Source organism: Pseudomonas sp. Root562, from assembly GCF_001427125.1.
Lineage (GTDB): Bacteria > Pseudomonadota > Gammaproteobacteria > Pseudomonadales > Pseudomonadaceae > Aquipseudomonas.
In genome coordinates this window covers 126,265-144,071 of record NZ_LMGK01000025.1, presented here as the reverse complement: position 1 = coordinate 144,071, position 17,807 = coordinate 126,265, and the positions used below count along the sequence as shown (strand labels likewise).

Annotated in this window: 15 protein-coding genes; 10 read left to right on the top strand and 5 right to left on the bottom strand. The window is 58.0% G+C overall.

Features of this window, described 5'->3' with window-relative positions:
• The first annotated feature begins 719 nt into the window (after positions 1–719).
• From ASD60_RS24345 to fabF, 4 genes are all read left to right on the top strand, one after another.
• Positions 720–1,988: a right-handed parallel beta-helix repeat-containing protein gene (locus ASD60_RS24345; protein WP_082557658.1), complete on the top strand. Its 1,269-nt coding sequence runs from the start codon at positions 720–722 to the stop codon at positions 1,986–1,988.
• 518 nt (positions 1,989–2,506) lie between these two features.
• Positions 2,507–2,842 carry a ComEA family DNA-binding protein gene (locus tag ASD60_RS24340; RefSeq protein WP_056856433.1) on the top strand — a complete coding sequence of 112 codons (336 nt, stop codon included), beginning with the start codon at positions 2,507–2,509 and terminating at the stop codon, positions 2,840–2,842.
• A gap of 208 nt (positions 2,843–3,050) precedes the next feature.
• Entirely contained in the window at positions 3,051–3,845 is a 795-nt protein-coding gene (locus tag ASD60_RS24335) for an SDR family NAD(P)-dependent oxidoreductase (protein ID WP_056856432.1), read from the top strand.
• A 32-nt stretch (positions 3,846–3,877) separates the two neighbouring features.
• Complete coding sequence (gene fabF / locus ASD60_RS24330) at positions 3,878–5,152, top strand: beta-ketoacyl-ACP synthase II (protein ID WP_056856431.1); 1,275 nt, start codon at positions 3,878–3,880, stop codon at positions 5,150–5,152.
• On the opposite strand, the gene ASD60_RS24325 is transcribed toward fabF, so the two are convergent.
• Positions 5,149–5,706, bottom strand: coding sequence for a TetR/AcrR family transcriptional regulator (locus tag ASD60_RS24325; RefSeq protein WP_056856430.1), 558 nt, complete (start codon positions 5,704–5,706; stop codon positions 5,149–5,151). The two genes, fabF and ASD60_RS24325, sit on opposite strands and share 4 nt — an antisense overlap.
• 175 nt (positions 5,707–5,881) lie before the next feature.
• Here ASD60_RS24325 and ASD60_RS24320 point away from each other — a divergent pair, with 175 nt between their 5' ends.
• Complete coding sequence (locus ASD60_RS24320; protein ID WP_056856429.1) at positions 5,882–6,733, top strand: urea carboxylase-associated family protein; 852 nt, start codon at positions 5,882–5,884, stop codon at positions 6,731–6,733.
• A gap of 126 nt (positions 6,734–6,859) precedes the next feature.
• Here ASD60_RS24320 and ASD60_RS28565 read toward each other — a convergent pair whose 3' ends face one another.
• The 4 genes from ASD60_RS28565 to rfbB form a co-directional block, all read right to left on the bottom strand.
• Positions 6,860–7,027 (bottom strand): DUF2897 family protein, encoded by a 168-nt coding sequence (locus ASD60_RS28565; protein ID WP_007931351.1) that lies wholly within the window; start codon positions 7,025–7,027, stop codon positions 6,860–6,862.
• A 219-nt stretch (positions 7,028–7,246) separates the two neighbouring features.
• On the bottom strand, positions 7,247–8,116 hold the full coding sequence (rfbD, locus tag ASD60_RS24315; protein WP_056856428.1) for a dTDP-4-dehydrorhamnose reductase: 870 nt from the start codon (positions 8,114–8,116) through the stop codon (positions 7,247–7,249).
• Between the two features lie 44 nt (positions 8,117–8,160).
• Positions 8,161–9,033: a glucose-1-phosphate thymidylyltransferase RfbA gene (gene rfbA / locus ASD60_RS24310; protein WP_056856427.1), complete on the bottom strand. Its 873-nt coding sequence runs from the start codon at positions 9,031–9,033 to the stop codon at positions 8,161–8,163.
• Positions 9,030–10,112 (bottom strand): dTDP-glucose 4,6-dehydratase, encoded by a 1,083-nt coding sequence (gene rfbB, locus ASD60_RS24305; RefSeq protein ID WP_056856426.1) that lies wholly within the window; start codon positions 10,110–10,112, stop codon positions 9,030–9,032. Before rfbB ends, rfbA begins: the two co-directional genes overlap by 4 nt.
• Positions 10,113–10,381: 269 nt before the next feature.
• Here rfbB and kdpF point away from each other — a divergent pair, with 269 nt between their 5' ends.
• The 5 genes from kdpF to ASD60_RS24285 all read left to right on the top strand — a co-directional run bounded on the left by kdpF (position 10,382) and on the right by ASD60_RS24285 (position 17,772).
• Positions 10,382–10,471, top strand: a complete 90-nt coding sequence (kdpF, locus tag ASD60_RS28560) for a K(+)-transporting ATPase subunit F (RefSeq protein WP_007899818.1) — start codon at positions 10,382–10,384, stop codon at positions 10,469–10,471.
• An 8-nt stretch (positions 10,472–10,479) separates the two neighbouring features.
• Positions 10,480–12,174 carry a potassium-transporting ATPase subunit KdpA gene (gene kdpA, locus ASD60_RS24300; RefSeq protein WP_056856425.1) on the top strand — a complete coding sequence of 565 codons (1,695 nt, stop codon included), beginning with the start codon at positions 10,480–10,482 and terminating at the stop codon, positions 12,172–12,174.
• A gap of 10 nt (positions 12,175–12,184) precedes the next feature.
• Positions 12,185–14,251 carry a potassium-transporting ATPase subunit KdpB gene (kdpB, locus tag ASD60_RS24295; RefSeq protein ID WP_056856424.1) on the top strand — a complete coding sequence of 689 codons (2,067 nt, stop codon included), beginning with the start codon at positions 12,185–12,187 and terminating at the stop codon, positions 14,249–14,251.
• A 199-nt stretch (positions 14,252–14,450) separates the two neighbouring features.
• The gene (gene kdpC / locus ASD60_RS24290) at positions 14,451–14,996 is read left to right on the top strand and encodes a potassium-transporting ATPase subunit KdpC (protein WP_056856423.1); all 546 of its coding nucleotides are present in this window, start codon (positions 14,451–14,453) and stop codon (positions 14,994–14,996) included.
• Positions 14,997–15,126: 130 nt separating this feature from the next.
• Complete coding sequence (locus tag ASD60_RS24285) at positions 15,127–17,772, top strand: sensor histidine kinase (protein WP_056856422.1); 2,646 nt, start codon at positions 15,127–15,129, stop codon at positions 17,770–17,772.
• Positions 17,773–17,807 lie beyond the last annotated feature (35 nt).

Here is a 17,807-nt window from a genome sequence, read left to right as displayed (position 1 = left end):
CGGAGCGCTTTCACGGGTATTACTCGGCGCAATCAGTGCTTGGCAGGTTCAGGACTGGTAATACGCGGCTCTCAATTGGCCGAGCAATCGCGATTACACACCGAGACCCTCAATCAACTGGCCATGGTCGGCGCAGTGGCGTAAAGACCGAGCAGGATAAGCATCTGGTACTCGAGCAGCGTCTGATGGCCAGAGACCAAATCACCACGAGACTTTGACCAATGCTAAAAAAGGCCAGGATCGTCTGCGGGGTCGCCTTGCCACTTCCGATCTGCGGCGTCATCCCTCCTCGACCTGAGCTCAGCCGGTGATTGTTCAATGCCTGCCACCGCCGGCGCCGGCCGCTTGGTTCATGGTACCGTACGAGCCGAACGAATTATCACCATCCCGATCAGGGTGACCGGGCGGTGATTGCGCTGTGGCCCTGCCAAGCGCATTTGCGCGAGGTCGTACAATAATCGCTATCAGGGCTATCAAAAGTCGTTGCGATGATGACGTTGGGCGTTGTGGAAGTGTTTTGCTGCGGATGGGAGGAATACAAACCGCTAGAGATAGCTTCGCCGGAAGGCGGCGTGCCTCTAAATGGAAATTGGCAACAAAAATGTCGCATAATTGACTCAGTTCGGCTTGAAATGCATTTGTGCCGACGGCGAAGCGACTATTTGAAAATCGAAAACGTTGCTGAATGATTTTGTCTCAATTGGTGGTGTTAAATATTTATGCGTTTTTGTTTATCCGTTGTGTGTTTGCTCCTATTGTCAGGAGTGGTACAAGCAGGGGGGGCTCTAATTATAGATTCGCCGAAAAATTATACTTCCTCAGTCAATGCTATTGTTATACCAAAGGAGGGTTTAACGATTAGTGCGCCGGTACGTGTTTCGGGAAAGCTTAAAATAACGGGGCAAGGGCGGCTTCATATTAAAGGCTTTGGTAGGTTCATTGTTGAAAAAAATGCGACCTTGGATATGCGTGGTGTTTCCGTTCTTGTTTCTGAATTGGAAGTGCAAAATGATATAGATGGTGGAAATATTATTCGGCTAAACGGAGGTGCACTGACTCTCAAAAACAATCGCGTGAAAATAGACGTTGCCTTTGATCCCAGCTTCACAGTATCTGAAATTCCTTGGGGCCAGCGCCCACGTTTTTGGTTTGTTGGTTTAAGTGATATTGCCAAGAAAAAGCGAAGGTCCGTGCTTTTCAATATAGTTGATAATGAATTCGAAAGCAGTCAATTATATGCTGCAGGGGCAATAAAGCTTTCTACTCGAAAGAAAGATGAGTTGTTAAGAGTTTCGGAGTTGGACAATGTTTTTGTGCGTGGGGGAATATTACGAAATAGGTTTGTTGGATTTCATGGCGGCATTTTTATAAATGGCGGTAACAAAGTTCTGATATCAGATAATGTATTGATGAAAAATAGCTATCTCGCTATCATTGCTGGTGGGAAAAATATACAGATCACCAATAATAGAATATTGTATCCCGGAAATGGTACTACTGGTGATGGAATCACGGTGTACGATGTAATGATTGATGGCAGGATTTCGGGTAATCTAATATATGCTGGTAGTTGCTACGGTATATGGGTTCTAGCTAATCATGTAAATGGTCTGGATATTCAGCGAAATACAATATTGAATGGTATTACTTCCGGAATATATATGTCAGCCAAGGATGTGGGTGGTTATATTGGAAATGTTCTCGTGAAGTATAATGTGATAACTGGAAATGCTGGGTTTGCGGTAGCGGTTGAGAATGGACAAGATGTAGCGATTTCAAATAATCACTTTGAAGGTAATGCAGCTGGCTTTTCGGCTCAGCTTTATGTATCGAAGTTAGCAAAAAATATTACGGTTAAAGGCAATACCGCCGCTAAAAAAATTACTCCGGAATGGGCGAAGGATATGGCGTTGTACAGGCATCAAACTTATGAGGATAACGAAGTATTCACTCCAGCTATAAATGCACAGAGCGTGCCATCGCCGTAAATTTCAACAAGGCTCCAAAGCATGTATTAATTTTGTCTCCGTATAGTGGACGTTGCCAATGGGTCGATCAGTCTTGAACCCCTCGAAAGCCGCAGTTTGTTCGCCCTACAGGACACCATTTATCCGCGCGATACTTAGGTGTGGTGAGGGCCAACAATCGCGTGGTCGATACCTGCGTGGAATATCGGTGCCATGCCAACTGCTTACCGCCTCGAAGCAGTTCAGCGTAGGCCGTCGATGGATTTTCGAAAGTCCACGGGCTTGGGATAGAGGTACACTTTTTCGACTTTAGCGTCGGGTCGCATCATGACGTGCTGGCTCCAGAGACACATCAGAGCACCGCATCGGGAATGAACTGCGGGGTGGGTTCACGGATCGGTTACTGTTGTTCCGCTTGATTCAGGGTTTGTTTCACATCCTGTAACGGACACATTTTTGACAGGCTCCAGCCATCGCCTAAGTTTAGGAGGCAGCTTCGGAAAAGCTGCTTTCCCAATCGATGTCATGGAGCTTCATTTATGCGTACCGGCTATTTCTCTTCTCTGGTTTTTGCCCTTCTCACCAGCGCCTCTGTCGCCACTATTGCTGCGCCGGCCGTGGAGTCGCAAGCGAGTAGCGCTCCGTTGATGCAAGAGGTTTCCTCTTCGACGCAGTCGGCCAAGATCGACCTCAATGCTGCCGATGCCCCGACTTTGCAGCGTGAGCTGGCGGGTGTGGGAGAAGCTAAGGCCAAGGCAATTGTTGCGTATCGGGAAACGAATGGGCCTTTCGCGTCCATTGATGAGTTGCTCGAGGTGAAGGGGATCGGCAAAGCCATTCTGGATAAAAATCGCGAGAAGCTTGAGGTGAACTAAGCTTGTAAGTCAGCGCCAGGGGCCGGTCATTGATCGGCCCCTTTTCTTTCTGGCGCATGCTGCGAGGTTTTGCCTTTTGTCGGCGTCGTTTAAATTATGGCTATCATATGCCATTTAAATTATGCCTATAATTAATGCGATTTCTGTCGAAGCGTCCTGAGCCTCAGGCGCTTGGCTTTCCCTTCAAGCATTTCCCTGGAGCATAGTCATGACCTCTACTCAATCCCAAGGCACGGCCCTCGTCACTGGCGCTTCTTCCGGCATCGGCGCGGTCTACGCGCAGCGTCTGGCGGCGCGTGGTTTTGATTTGTTGTTGGTCGCTCGTGATCAGCAACGGCTGGACGAAGCGGCGAACGCGTTGCGTGCTGAATTTGGCGTGCAAGTGGAAGTGCTGAAAGCGGATCTGACGCAAAAGGATGACGTGCTCAAGCTTGAGCAGCGTCTGCGCAGCGACTCCAGCATCAGCTTGTTGCTGAACAATGCCGGCGTGGCAGCGGATGGGTTGTTGGCCAATGCCGACACCGATCAGTTGGAGCGAATGATTCAACTGAACGTTACAGCAGTCACTCGCTTGGCATCGGCGGCGGCGGCGAGTTTTGCCAAGGCCGGTCGCGGGACCATTATCAACATTGCATCGGTGGTGGCGCTGTTCCCTGAGCGTTTCAATGCGACCTACAGCGCCAGTAAGGCGTATGTTCTGAGTCTGACCCAATCCTTGAACGCCGAGCTTGATGGCACCGGGGTCAAGGTCCAGGCCGTGCTGCCGGGTGTGACGCGTACCGAAATCTGGGAACGCTCCGGTATCGATGCGACCCAGATTCCGGCAGAGATGGTCATGGAGGCGGGCGAGATGGTCGACGCGGCGTTGTCGGGCCTGGACCAGGGCGAGTTGGTCACTATTCCTTCGTTGCCGGATGCCGCCGAGTGGAATGCCTTTGTCGCGGCACGACTGGTCATGGCTCCGAACCTTTCCAAAAGCCAGGCTGCTGCACGTTACAAGTGAAGCGCCATCAATCGGCATGAGGTATTTGCGGTATGAGTAATCGTCGAGTGGTTGTTACGGGGATGGGACTGGTTTCTCCGTTGGGTAGCGGGGTTGAAGCGGTATGGTCTCGCCTGTTGGCCGGGCGTTCCGGGTTGCGCAACTTGCCGGAAGAGGTGGTTGCGGATCTGCCGGCGAAGGTCGGCGGTTCGGTGCCCACTGTGGCGGACGATGCTGAAGCGGGGTTCGACCCGGATCTGGCGACGCCGCCCAAAGAACAGAAGAAGATGGACCGCTTTATCCTGTTTGCCATGGAAGCGGCGCGTCAGGCGTTGGAGCAGGCCGGTTGGCAGGCGCAGTCTGCTGGCGACCAGGAGCGTACCGCGACCATTATCGGTTCAGGCGTAGGTGGTTTCGGCGCGATAGCCGATGCGGTGCGCACCACCGACAGTCGTGGCCCGCGGCGTTTGTCGCCGTTCACCATTCCGTCGTTTCTGGTTAATTTGGCGGCGGGGCATGTGTCGATTCAACACGGCTTCAAAGGTCCGCTGGGTGCACCGGTGACGGCGTGTGCGGCCGGGGTTCAGGCGATTGGTGATGCGGCGCGATTGATTCGTACCGGTGAGGCGGATATCGCCGTGTGTGGTGGCGCCGAGGCCGCGATCGACCGGGTCAGTCTTGCCGGATTTGCAGCGGCTCGCGCTCTGTCCAGTGGCTACAACGACACCCCGGAGCGTGCTTCGCGGCCGTTCGACAGTGGGCGCGATGGCTTTGTCATGGGCGAGGGCTCGGGTTTGTTGGTGATCGAGTCGCTGGAACACGCCTTGGCCCGTGGCGCCAAGCCACTGGCTGAGTTGGTCGGGTACGGCACCAGTGCCGATGCCTATCACCTGACTGCAGGCCCGGAAGATGGCAGCGGAGCGCGTCGTGCGATGTCGTTGGCATTGGCTCAGGCCGGTATTTCGCCGGAGCAGGTTCAGCACCTCAATGCCCACGCGACCTCAACGCCGGTTGGCGACCTCGGAGAGTTGGCGGCGATCAAGTCGTTGTTTGGCGCGGATAACAAGATCGCGGTGACATCAACCAAATCGGCAACCGGGCATTTGCTCGGTGCGGCGGGGGGGATTGAAGCGATCTTCACATTGCTGGCGATCAGGGATCAGGTTGTACCGGCGACGCTGAATTTCGATAACCCGGACCCTGCTACCCAGGGCGTGGACATTGTTCACGGTCAAGCCAGGCCGATGACCATCGAGTACGCATTGTCCAATGGCTTTGGCTTTGGTGGCGTGAATGCCAGCGTGTTGTTCAAACGCTGGAACGGTTAGGTCTCGGACTGGTTCAAGTGGGTTCGCGTGACGTCGAGAATCTGCTGGGCCAGCTCGGGATTCTCGACACTGCGCGATAGCAACAAAGCACCCACCAGTGTCGACATGATGACGATGCTGCGCTCTACCGTGTTTTCACCGGCAAGCGTGTTCTGTATCTGCTCAAGTCGCGCATTGAGCACCACGTCGGAAGTGGGGCTCGGTTGCCCGCGCAGGCCGAGTTCCGACGACATGGTCAGCAGCGGGCAGCCTTCATGGGGTGACGTCTGATGCCATTCGGACAAATAGGTATTGATGAACACCTCCAGCGGGCGATCCTCGGCGAATATCTGGGCACATAACCCATCCACTTGTTTGCCCGCCTCTTGCAGCGCCTTTTCCACCAGTTCGTCCTTGGACTTGAAGTGCGAATAAAAGCCTCCGTGAGTCAGGCCCAGCGCCTTCATTAGCGGTTGCAGGCCAGTGGCGCCGATACCGTCGCGGCGAAAGCGTTCCGAAGCTTCTTTGATGATGCGTTGGTGGGTCTGGGCTTTATGGTCATGCGAGTAACGCATCTGATATCTCCACATCAAGGTCGCCATATTAACCAATGAAAATTACATGGTGACTGTACTTCTACTTCTAAAAAGCATGCAGATGCGTTGATCTTGGTTCGAACGCGTTGAAGAACTGGCACGAATAGTGATTACGCTGACTGCACCGTAACGTCACTGATCGAGGGAGATTGGCATGTACAAAGACTATCCGGCGGCCTATCAAGTCAGCAAAGGCTCGGCTTTGCAGGTGGACAAGCCGTTCTATGAACGGGTGCGCGATGCCAAGGATGCACGCACGCTGATCGAGTCATTCGAAGTGCCGATTCGCACCGGCCGCGCCTGGAACGTTCCGGCCGGACACGTGTTCAGGGTCACGACGCCTGTTGGTCCGCAAGTCGGCGATTTCAACGTCTGGAACGCTCACGATCCCCGTGAACGTTTGTGGGCGTCACGTACCCGACAGCTGCAAGGCGCCCATGTCAGCACCCACGACCGGTTGTGGTCGAACCTGCCGTTTCTGCGGCCGCTGGTGACCATCACCGATGACAGCCTGGCCGGCTATGGAATCGACGAACACGGCGGTCGCCTGCATGATTTGCTCGGCACTCGATGTGATCCCTATGTGAACAAAATGCTCACCGGTGAAGACTTCCATCATCACTGTCACTCCAACCTGACCCGGGCGATATTGCCCCACGGCCTGACCGAATTCGATGTGCATGATGTGCTGAATATTTTCCAGTGCACGGGCCTGAACCACGACGACATGTATTTCATGAAAGCCTGTCCGGCGCAGAAGGGGGATTATCTGGAGTTCTTTGCCGAAATCGATCTGCTGTGCGCACTCTCGACTTGCCCGGGCGGAGATTTGTCATTGGCGATGTGGGGGCCGGACGCGCAGGATCCATTGAGCGTCTGCCGACCGCTGGGTGTGGAAATTTACCGCCTGGAGGATTCATTGCTGGAGGGCTGGAGTCAGCCCGAGCGTGCCGCCTACAAAGGTCTGCACGGGTTGCACATTGCCAAGGCCGATTGGGAGAAATAGAAACGCTTTTGTGGCGAGGGAGCTTGCTCCCGCTCGACCGCGCAGCGGGCGCAAAAAAATGTGCGAGGGACCTCAAGGGCCGCTGCGCGACCCAGCGGGAGCAAGCTCCCTCGCCACAGTTGTTTGTTAGCGGTCCTGCGCATCCTTGGCGTCCGCTTCCGCGTTGCGTTCAGCTACGCGTTTACGTTGTTCATCGGTCAGCTCGACCTTGTTGGCGGTGTCACGCAACATCATCAAACCGCCAACGATAGAGCCGATGGCAACCACCAGAATCAACCAGGCATACCAGGGCATAGGAATCTCCTTGAAAGCAGGCTGGTTGGCGAGGTTTCGCCAACCGGGCGTGCATAACACTTTGAGCGATACATTTTCGCAGTGGTTCCATTCTATGCCTGATGTGGCGTAGGCATCGCACATCCTTGTCGGAGCAGCGTGCAGCGGCTCCTGAGATTATCCGTCGTCAGCATGAAGTAAGCCGATTGCGATGCTGGTCGGCGGGTTCGTGGTTCCCGCTCAGTTTTGTTCGGCGAGACACTCGCGCAGCGCGGTTTGCCAGTCGGGTTGGCTGACACCCCAGTCCCGTTGCAGGCGATTGCAATCCAGGCATGAGTTGATTGGGCGGGTGGCAGGGGTTGGATAGTCGCTGGAGGGGATAGGCAGTAGATTTGCGCAGGGCTTTCCTTGCTGTCGTAACGCTTCACCGATGGCCTCGGCGAAGCCAAACCAGGATGTTTTACCCTGAGCAGTCAGGTGATAGGTACCCCAGGGAGTGGGTTCGCCCGATTGCCAGCGTTCGATCAATGCCCGCGTACTATTGGCGACTGTCCCCGCCCAGGTAGGCGCACCAATCTGATCCGCGACAACTGCCAATTCTGCCTTCTCTTGCAGCAAGCGTTGCATCGTCAGCAAAAAGTTCCGGCCATGGGTCGAGTAGACCCAACTGCTGCGCAGAATCAAGTGTTTGCATTGCACCTCGGTGATGGCCCGTTCGCCCGCCAGTTTGCTTTTGCCGTAGACCCCGAGCGGGTTGGGCGTGTCGTTTTCGTCATAGGTGCCGATTTTCGTACCGTCGAATACGTAATCGGTGGAGTAGTGAATCAGCGGGATACCGAGCGCCAGCGCTTGTTCGGCAAAGATACCGGGGGCGACCGCGTTGATGGCATAGGCTGTTTCCGGCTCGTTTTCAGCCAGATCCACCGAGGTATACGCCGCCGCATTGATGATCAGATCGGGGCGAACATCCTGCACCGTTTGGCGAATTTGATCGGGTTTGGTCAGATCGAGCTGATCGCGGCCAGGTACGATCAACTCGCCGACCCCCCCCAGCCGACGCTGTAACTCAAGCGAGATCTGACCCTGTTGGCCGCTGATTAGAACTTTCATGGAAAAAGCTCAGCGGATTCGCAGAACGGGTTCAATTAGATTCATTATTTTTCCCCGGCCAATTTGGCGAGGTACTGACCATAACCAGTCTTGCCGAAATAGCGGGAGCGCTCCAGCAGGTGTTCGCGGTTGATCCAGTTATTTTGATAAGCGATCTCTTCAAGGCAGGCAATCTTCAAGCCTTGGCGGTGTTCAATGGTCTGCACGTACTGAGAGGCTTCGAGCAAGCTGTCATGCGTGCCGGTATCGAGCCAGGCGAAACCACGCCCAAAGCGTTCAACCTGTAGATCACCCCGTTCGAGATAGGCATTGTTGATGTCGGTAATTTCCAACTCGCCGCGAGGCGAAGGTTTGACTGCCTTGGCGATCTCGATCACGTCGTTGTCGTAAAAATACAGCCCGGTCACCGCATAGTTGGATTTCGGATTCTGGGGCTTTTCTTCTATCGACAAGGCACGGCCTTCGCCGTCGAAATCAATTACGCCGAAGCGCTCGGGGTCTTTGACCCAGTAACCGAAAACTGTAGCGCCTGAAGAACGTTTGGCTGCGGTTTGTAGTTTTCCGCCGAAATACGAACCATGAAAAATGTTATCGCCAAGGATCAGGCACACCGGATCATCGCCGATAAACTCTTCGCCAATTATAAACGCTTGGGCCAGGCCATCCGGTGATGGCTGCTCGGCGTAGCTGAAGTTCACCCCAAACTGACTACCATCACCCAGCAAGTTGCGGTATTGAGGTAAATCGTGGGGGGTGGAAATCAGCAGAATGTCCTTGATACCGGCCAGCATCAGCACCGAGATCGGATAGTAGATCATCGGCTTGTCGTAGACTGGCAACAGTTGTTTGGATATTCCAAGTGTGATCGGATGAAGGCGCGTTCCAGAGCCTCCTGCTAAAACGATACCCTTCGTCATGCGAGCAATTCCTTTGTATTGATGGCACCCAGGCGTTCACCTTGATAACTGCCATCTTGAACACGACGGCACCATTCCAGGTTATCCAGATACCACTGAACGGTTTTGCGCAGGCCGGTTTCGAAAGTTTCTTCCGGTACCCAGCCTAATTCTTTTTCAATTTTGCTCGCATCGATTGCGTAGCGCAGGTCGTGCCCGGGACGGTCCTGCACGAAAGCAATCAGGTCTGCATAGTGCTTGATACCCTCAGGCTTTTGCGGTGCCAGTTCTTCAAGCAAGCCGCAGATTGCACGCACTACATCGATATTTTTTTGCTCATTGTGGCCGCCAATGTTGTAAGTCTCGCCGACCTTGCCTTCGATAACGACCTTTATCAGCGCCCGGGCATGATCTTCTACGAACAACCAATCGCGTACTTGGAGGCCGTTGCCATACACCGGCAATGGCTTGCCCGCCAAGGCATTGAGTATCACCAGCGGAATCAATTTCTCGGGGAAATGAAAGGGGCCGTAGTTATTCGAGCAATTGGTCAGTATGACCGGCAGGCCATAGGTGCGATGCCAGGCGCGGACCAGATGGTCGGAAGCAGCTTTGCTGGCGGAGTACGGCGAGCTTGGCGCGTAGGGTGTCGTTTCCGTAAACAGGTCATCAACCCCATGTAAATCGCCATAGACCTCGTCGGTGGAAATGTGATGGAACCGGAAGGCGCTCTTTTCTGGCTCGGCAAGGGTATGCCAGTAGGCTCGGGCCGCTTCCAGAAGACTGTAGGTGCCGACGACATTGGTCTGGATGAAGTCCGCGGGGCCGTCAATGGATCGATCGACATGGGATTCGGCAGCCAGATGCATGATTGCATGCGGCTGGAAACGTTCTAACACGGCACTGACGGCAGCCTGATCAATGACATCAGCCTGGACGAATTCATAGCGAGTGTCGTTGGCAATGCTGGTCAAGGATTCGAGATTTCCAGCGTATGTCAGCTTGTCCAGGTTGATGACTTCATGACTGGAGTGGCAAATCAACTCGCGAATCAGAGCAGAACCGATGAAACCGGCACCGCCGGTGATGAGGATACGCATGTAGACAAGCCTTTTCAGTGAGCCTATGACACAGAGATGCATAGCTTGTCGGCATGAGTGGGGGAGTGCAATAGAAGCAGTGATCTGTTTTTGCCATGTCAGCCATTATTCCGCCTTCGCGGACAAGTCCAGATAGCTGTAACCCCAGCATAAACCCACTCTTTACACATTCTTTATCCCCCGCCCCAACCCTCGATCTCGCGCCTTTACACCCTCCCTCTCGACAATGACTCCACACGCGGCAATGCGCCGTAACACGGAGAACTTCCATGAGCGTTCTGGACGGAGTGTCACTGCTGTTGGCAGTGGGGCTGTTCATTTATCTGTTGGTTGCGCTGTTGCGCGCGGACCGGAACTAGGAGCGGCTATGCACAGTTATGACTATTGGCTGATCCTTGCGTTTTTCGCGGTGGTATTGGTTCCGGCGCCGTTTCTGGGGCGCTTCTATTACAAGGTGATGGAAGGCCAGCGCACGTGGCTGACGCCGGTGCTCGGGCCGGTGGAGCGCGGTTGCTATCGCGTGGCGGGTGTCGATCCGCATTCCGAGCAGAGCTGGAAGAAATACGCCCTGGCCTTGCTGGCGTTCAACCTTGCGGGTTTCCTGCTGCTGTTCGCGATTTTGCTGTTTCAGGATCACTTGCCACTCAACCCGCAGAACCTGCCGGGCCAGGAGTGGACACTGGCGTTCAACACCGCCGTCAGCTTCATGACCAACACCAACTGGCAGGCCTACAGCGGTGAAGCATCGCTGAGCTACCTGAGCCAGATGGTCGGCCTCACCGTGCAGAACTTCGTGAGTGCCGCCACCGGTCTGGCGGTGCTGGTTGCGCTGTGCCGCGGCATCGGTCGCAAGTCCACTGCATCGCTGGGTAATTTCTGGGTCGACATGACCCGCGCCACGCTCTACGGCTTGCTGCCGCTGTGCCTGCTGTTGGCGTTGTACCTGGTGTGGCAAGGCGTGCCGCAAACTTTCGCGCAATACGTGAACGCGGTGACGATGCAGGGCGTTGATCAAGTGATCCCGCTCGGCCCGGCCGCCAGCCAGATTGCGATCAAGCAGTTGGGCACCAACGGGGGTGGCTTCTTCGGCGTCAACTCGGCGCATCCGTTCGAGAACCCGACGGCGTGGAGCAACCTGTTTGAAATGGCCTCGATCATTCTGATCCCGGTCGCCCTGGTGTTCACGTTCGGCCATTACGTGAAGGACTTGCGTCAGAGCCGCGCGATCATCGCCTGCATGCTGGCGCTGTTCCTGATTGGCGGCGCGACTTCAATGTGGGCGGAATACCAACCGAACCCGAGCTTGAACAACGTTGCCGTCGAACAGACCGCGCCGCTGGAAGGCAAGGAAGCGCGCTTCGGCACCACCGCCACCGTGCTGTGGTCGGTGACCACCACCGCGGCATCCAACGGTTCGGTCAACGGCATGCACGACAGCCTCAACCCGCTGAGCGGGATGGTGGCGCTGGTCAACATGATGGTCGGCGAAGTGATCTTCGGCGGCGTTGGTGCCGGGCTCTACGGCATGTTGCTCAACGTGCTGATCGCGGTGTTCCTCGCCGGCCTGATGATTGGTCGCACCCCGGAATACCTCGGCAAGAAACTGCAAGCCAGGGAAGTGCAGCTGTTGGTGGTGACCTTGATGGTCATGCCGATCGGCGTGCTGGTGCTCGGCGCGATTGCCGCCAGCCTGCCAGGTCCGGTGGCCTCGGTGAGCAACCCCGGCGCCCACGGTTTCAGTCAGTTGCTCTACGCCTACACCTCGGCCAGTGCCAACAACGGTTCGGCGTTCGGTGGCTTCGGCGCCAACACCCCGTTCCACAACCTGATGCTGGGCCTGGGCATGTTGATCGGTCGCTTCGGCTACATCCTTCCGGTGCTGGCATTGGCCGGCAGCCTGGCGCTGAAGAAAACCGCACCCATCGGCCAGAACAGTTTCCCGACCCATGGCCCGCTGTTCGTGACTCTGTTGACCGTGACCATTTTGCTGGTGGGTGGTTTGACCTTTCTGCCGACCCTGGCACTGGGGCCTATTGCTGAACACCTGAGTATGGGCTTCTAAGGAATCCATCATGAATATGCATGTTCCAGCTTCAAAACCTGCATCACCGACCCAGTCGGCCGAAGCACCGAAAACCGCGATCTCGGCCCTCTGGCGCCCGGCGCTGGTGCAAGCCTTCGTCAAGCTCGACCCACGGCAATTGCAACGTGCGCCAGTGATGTTGGTGGTCGAACTGACCGCGATCCTCACCACCGTGTTGTGCTTCATTCCAGACGCGGCGGTGCCGACCTTCGTCGCTGCGCAAATTGCCGTGTGGCTGTGGTTCACCGTGTTGTTCGCCAACTTTGCCGAGGCCCTGGCCGAAGGTCGCGGCAAGGCTCGCGCCGACAGCCTCAAGGCCGGCAGCGAAGGCTTGAGCGCCCGGCGTAAAACCAGCAATGGCAGCTTCCAGGTGGTGCCCGCCGCCAGCCTGCGCCAAGGCGATGTGGTACGCGTCGAAGCGGGGGAGATGATTCCCGGTGACGGCGAGGTGATCGAAGGCATCGCGGCAGTGAACGAAGCGGCGATCACCGGTGAGTCGGCGCCGGTGATTCGCGAGTCCGGTGGCGACCGCTCGGCCGTCACCGGCAACACGCGGCTGGTATCTGACTGGCTGCTGGTGAAGATCACCGCCAACCCCGGCGAGTCGACGCTGGATCGGATGATCGCCCTGGTTGAAGGCGCCAAGCGCCAGAAAACCCCGAACGAAGTGGCGCTGGACATCCTGCTGATCGGCCTGACCCTGATCTTCCTGTTGGTGGTGGTCACCCTGCAACCGTTCGCCCACTTTGCCAACGGCAGCCTGCCGCTGGTGTTCCTGGTGGCGCTGTTGGTCACGCTGATTCCGACCACCATCGGCGGTCTGCTGTCGGCCATCGGCATTGCCGGTATGGACCGCCTGGTGCGCCTGAACGTGATCGCCAAATCCGGGCGCGCCGTGGAAGCGGCGGGGGACGTGCACGTGCTGTTGCTGGACAAGACCGGCACCATCACCTTCGGTAACCGTCGTTGCACGGCAGTGGTTGCGGCCCTAGGCGTGAGTAGCCAGGAGCTGGCCGAAGGAGCGTTGTTCGCATCCCTGGCCGATGACACGGCCGAGGGCAAATCCATCGTCGAGTTCCTGCGCGGCTCTCAGCCACAAGCGGAGCCTGCTGCCGAGTTGCTGACCGCGGTGCCATTCAGCGCCGAGACGCGGTTGTCCGGTGTCGACTATCACGGCCGCGTTTACCGCAAAGGCGCGGTGGATTCGCTGCTGACCTTCATCGGTATGAAACGTGCTGACCTGGCACCGGCGCTGTCGCGGGAAATCGACAAGATCGCCCAGAGCGGTGGCACGCCGTTGCTGGTCTGCGTCGACGGCAAATTGCTCGGTGCGATCCACCTCAAGGACGTGGTCAAGCCCGGCATTCGCGAGCGTTTCGCCGAGTTGCGCAAGCTGGGGATTCGCACCGTCATGGTCACCGGCGACAACCCGCTGACCGCTGCCGCCATCGCTGCTGAAGCGGGTGTGGACGACGTGCTGGCCGAAGCCACCCCGGAGAAAAAACTGGCGCGTATTCGTCATGAGCAAAACGACGGTCGCCTGGTCGCCATGTGCGGCGACGGTGCCAACGACGCCCCGGCCCTGGCCCAGGCGGATGTCGGCATGGCGATGAACGACGGCACGCAAGCGGCGCGCGAAGCGGCCAACATGGTCGATCTCGACAGCGACCCGACCAAGCTGCTGGACGTGGTGCAGATCGGTAAGGAATTGCTGGTGACCCGCGGCGCGCTGACCACGTTCTCGATTGCCAACGACGTGGCCAAGTACTTCGCGATTTTGCCGGCGCTGTTTGCGGCGATCTACCCGCAATTGGGCGTGCTGAACGTCATGCACTTGAGCAGTCCGCAGAGCGCGATTCTCTCGGCCATCGTGTTCAACGCGTTGATCATCGTGGTGCTGATTCCATTGGCGTTGCGCGGTGTGCGCGTGCAGGCAGCCAGTGCGGCGGCGCTGCTGCGGCGCAATCTGCTGATCTACGGGCTGGGCGGGATTCTGGTGCCGTTCGTGGGCATCAAACTCATCGACATGTTGTTGACGGCGTTGCATTTGGTTTAGCGGGTAGCGGGTGGCTGGAAAGGGGCTTTTTGTGGCGAGGGAGCTTGCTCCCGCTGGCTGCGAAGCAGCCCCGACCCAGTCACCGCATTTGATCATGCACATCACACTTACCCGATTTACGACTGCTTTGCAGCCGAGCGGGAGCAAGCTCCCTCGCCACAGGTGAAGTGTTGTTTTCAGAGAATTCGAGGATTTTGACATGTCCACAATGATACGCCCGGCCCTGAGCCTGTTGGTCTTGATGACCCTGATCACCGGCGTCGCCTATCCCTTGGTGGTTACCGGTGTCGCCCAGGTGGCTTTCCCGGATCAGGCCAATGGCAGCCTGTTGCGCGATGCCGACGGCAAGGTCCGTGGCTCGTCGCTGATCGCCCAGGATTTTATCGGCGACGCCTGGTTCCACCCACGGCCATCGGCCGCTGCCTTTGCCACGGTGTCGAGCGGTGCGAGCAACCTGGCGCCGAGCAACCCGGCCCTGGCCACTCGCGTGATCGACGATGCCAACAAGCTGCTGGTGCCCGGCCAGGGTCCGGTGCCGTTGGCCATGCTCACCACGTCCGGCAGCGGGCTCGATCCACACTTGCCACCGGCCGCGATTGCCTATCAACTGGCGCGTGTCGCGGCGGCGCGCAACCTGCCGGTCGCGACCCTGCAAAACCTGCTGGACGCGCACATCGAGCAACCGCTGGTAGGTCCGCCGGTGGTGAATGTGCTTGAGTTGAATCGGGCGCTGGAAAGCCTGTAGAAGATGATCATTCCCACGCTCTGCGTGGGAATGCATCAATGGACGCTCTGCGTCCGCTTTTGGGGACGCAGAGCGCCCCGGGCTGCATCCCCACGCAGAGCGTGGGAACGATCATTAGAGAGATCCACACATGAGCAACTCCGGCCGCGCCGACGCGCTGTTAGCAGACCTGCCCCGCGATGGCCGTGGCCGGCTCAAGGTATTCCTCGGCGCCGCGCCCGGTGTTGGCAAAACCTACGCCATGCTGCAAGCGGCCCACACCCAACTGCGCCAGGGTGTGAAAGTGATTGCCGGTGTGGTCGAAACCCACGGTCGGGCCGAAACCGAAGCGCTGCTGGGCGGCTTGCCGCAGCAGCCTTTGGTGCGTTCGGAATACCGTGGCGTGATGCTCGAGGAAATGGATCTCGATGGGTTGCTGGCCGCCAAACCCAAACTGGTGTTGGTGGATGAGTTGGCCCACACCAATGCCCCCGGCAGCCGTCACGAAAAACGCTGGCAAGACATTCAGGAATTGCTCGCCGCCGGTATCGACGTGTTCACCACCGTCAACGTCCAGCACCTGGAAAGCCTCAACGATCAGGTGCGCGGTATCACCGGTGTGCAGGTGCGCGAAACCCTCCCGGATTGGGTCCTGCAAGAAGCCTTCGAGCTATTGCTGATCGACCTGCCGCCACGTGAACTGCTGGAGCGCCTGCGCGATGGCAAGGTCTACGTGCCGGAGCAGGCGAGGGCGGCCATCGATGCGTTTTTTACCCAGACCAACCTGACAGCCCTGCGCGAATTGGCGATGCAAACGGCCGCCGCCCAGGTCGATAACGACTTGACCCAGGGTTATCGGCAGATGGGGCAAGCGGCGCCGACGGTGCGTGGTCGGCTGTTGGTGGGTGTCGATGGCGATGCCCAGGCGGAACGGCTGGTCCGTCACGCCAGCCGCGTCGCCCAGCGTCGGCATCTGCCGTGGAGCCTGGTGCATGTGGACAACGGCAGCGTGCGCGACGAGCAATCACGCCTGCGCCTGCAAAGTGCCCAGCAACTGGCTGAACGCTTGGGCGGGGAAGTAGTGCTGTTGCGCGCCGGTGAGGTGGCGAAAACCCTGATCCAGCATGCCGCCGAACGCCGCGCCAGTCTGGTATTGGTCGGCCAGTCGCGGCCACGTTTGCGCCGGCGCCTGTTCGGTGGCGGCTTGGCGGCGCGGTTGTTGCGCCATGCCCGCGGGCTGGAAATCAACGTTATCGACAGCGATCACGAGCAGCATCAGCCACGTCAGCGTTCAATGCAGGCGCTGGTGTGGTTCGACTATGCCCTGGCCATTGTGGCGACGGTGTCGGCCACTGCCTTGGCCTGGGCGGTCGCGAGCGTTTTGCCGTTGCCGAACATCTCGCTGGTGTTCCTTGCGGCAGTGCTTCTGGTGGCGGTGCGCAGCAGTCTCGGCCCGGCGCTGGTCTGTGCGGCGCTGTCGTTCCTGACCTACGACTTTCTGTTCATCCCACCGAACTTTTCCTTCAGCATCCAGCGCGAAGAAGACGTGCTGACCTTGCTGTTTTTCCTGTTGATGGCGGCCCTCACCGGCAACCTCGCAGCGCGCCAGCGGCGACAACTGCAGGCGCTGCGCGACACCCAGGAAGAAACCACTGAGCTGCTCGACCTGTCGCGCAAACTGACCGCCGCGACTGACCGCCAAGCGGTGGTCAGCGCTGCCGCTCAGCACCTCAATGGCTGGAGCGATTTGCAGTTGTGCCTGCTCAATCGCGACGGCCCGAGTGGCTGGAAAGTCGAAACCGGTGGTCCGCTGGAATTCACCGAAGCCGAGCGCGCTGCCGCCGACTGGGCGTGGCAACACGATCAGCCTGCTGGCGCGGGCACCGGAACGTTGCCGTTCGGGCGTTGGTGGTGGTGGCCGTTGTCGGTAGAGGATGGGCCGCTGGCGTTGCTGGGTGTCTGCGCAAAAGAAGGCCAGACCCTCAGCGGCCAGCGTCGCCGGTTGTTGACTGCGCTGAGCCAGCCGCTGGCACAGGCGCTGGCGCGTGCGCAATTGGCGGATGATCTGGAAGCGGCGCGGTTGCACGGCGAAACCGAGCAACTGCGCAGTGCCTTGCTGGCGTCGGTGTCCCACGATTTGCGTACGCCGCTGACCTCCATGCGCGGCAGTATCGACAGTCTGCTGGCGCTCGGCGAAGCGATCCCGCTGGAAGATCGCCGGGAATTGCTTGAAGGCACCCGCGATGAAGCCGAACGGCTCGACCGCTACATTCAGAATCTGCTGGACATGACCCGACTCGGTCACGGCGCGTTGAAACTGGCGCGGGACTGGGTATCGCCGGCCGACATCGTCGGCAGTTCGCTCAGCCGCTTGCGTGCGGTCCTCGCACCGCTGCAAGTCAGCACTGATGTGCCGGCGCAGTTGCCGCTGCTTTACGTGCATGCCGCGCTGATCGAGCAGGCGCTGATCAACGTGATGGAGAACGCCGCGCGCTTTTCACCGCCCCACGGACGTTTGCAATTGCGCGCCGGAGTGGACGACAACGAGCTGTTTTTCTCGGTCAGTGACGAAGGTCCGGGAATTCCGGAGGAAGATCGGGAAAAGATTTTCGACATGTTCTACACCGCTGCACGCGGCGATCGAGGCGGGCAGGGCACCGGTCTGGGCCTGGCGATTTGCCAGGGCATGGTGGGCGCCCATGGCGGACGAATCAGCGTTGCCGATGGCATTGAAGGGCGCGGCACCTGCATCACCTTGCACTTGCCCTTGCAGGCTCAGCCGGCCTTTGAAAATTAACAGCCGACTGTGAAGCCTGATCGTGCTTGCGCTAC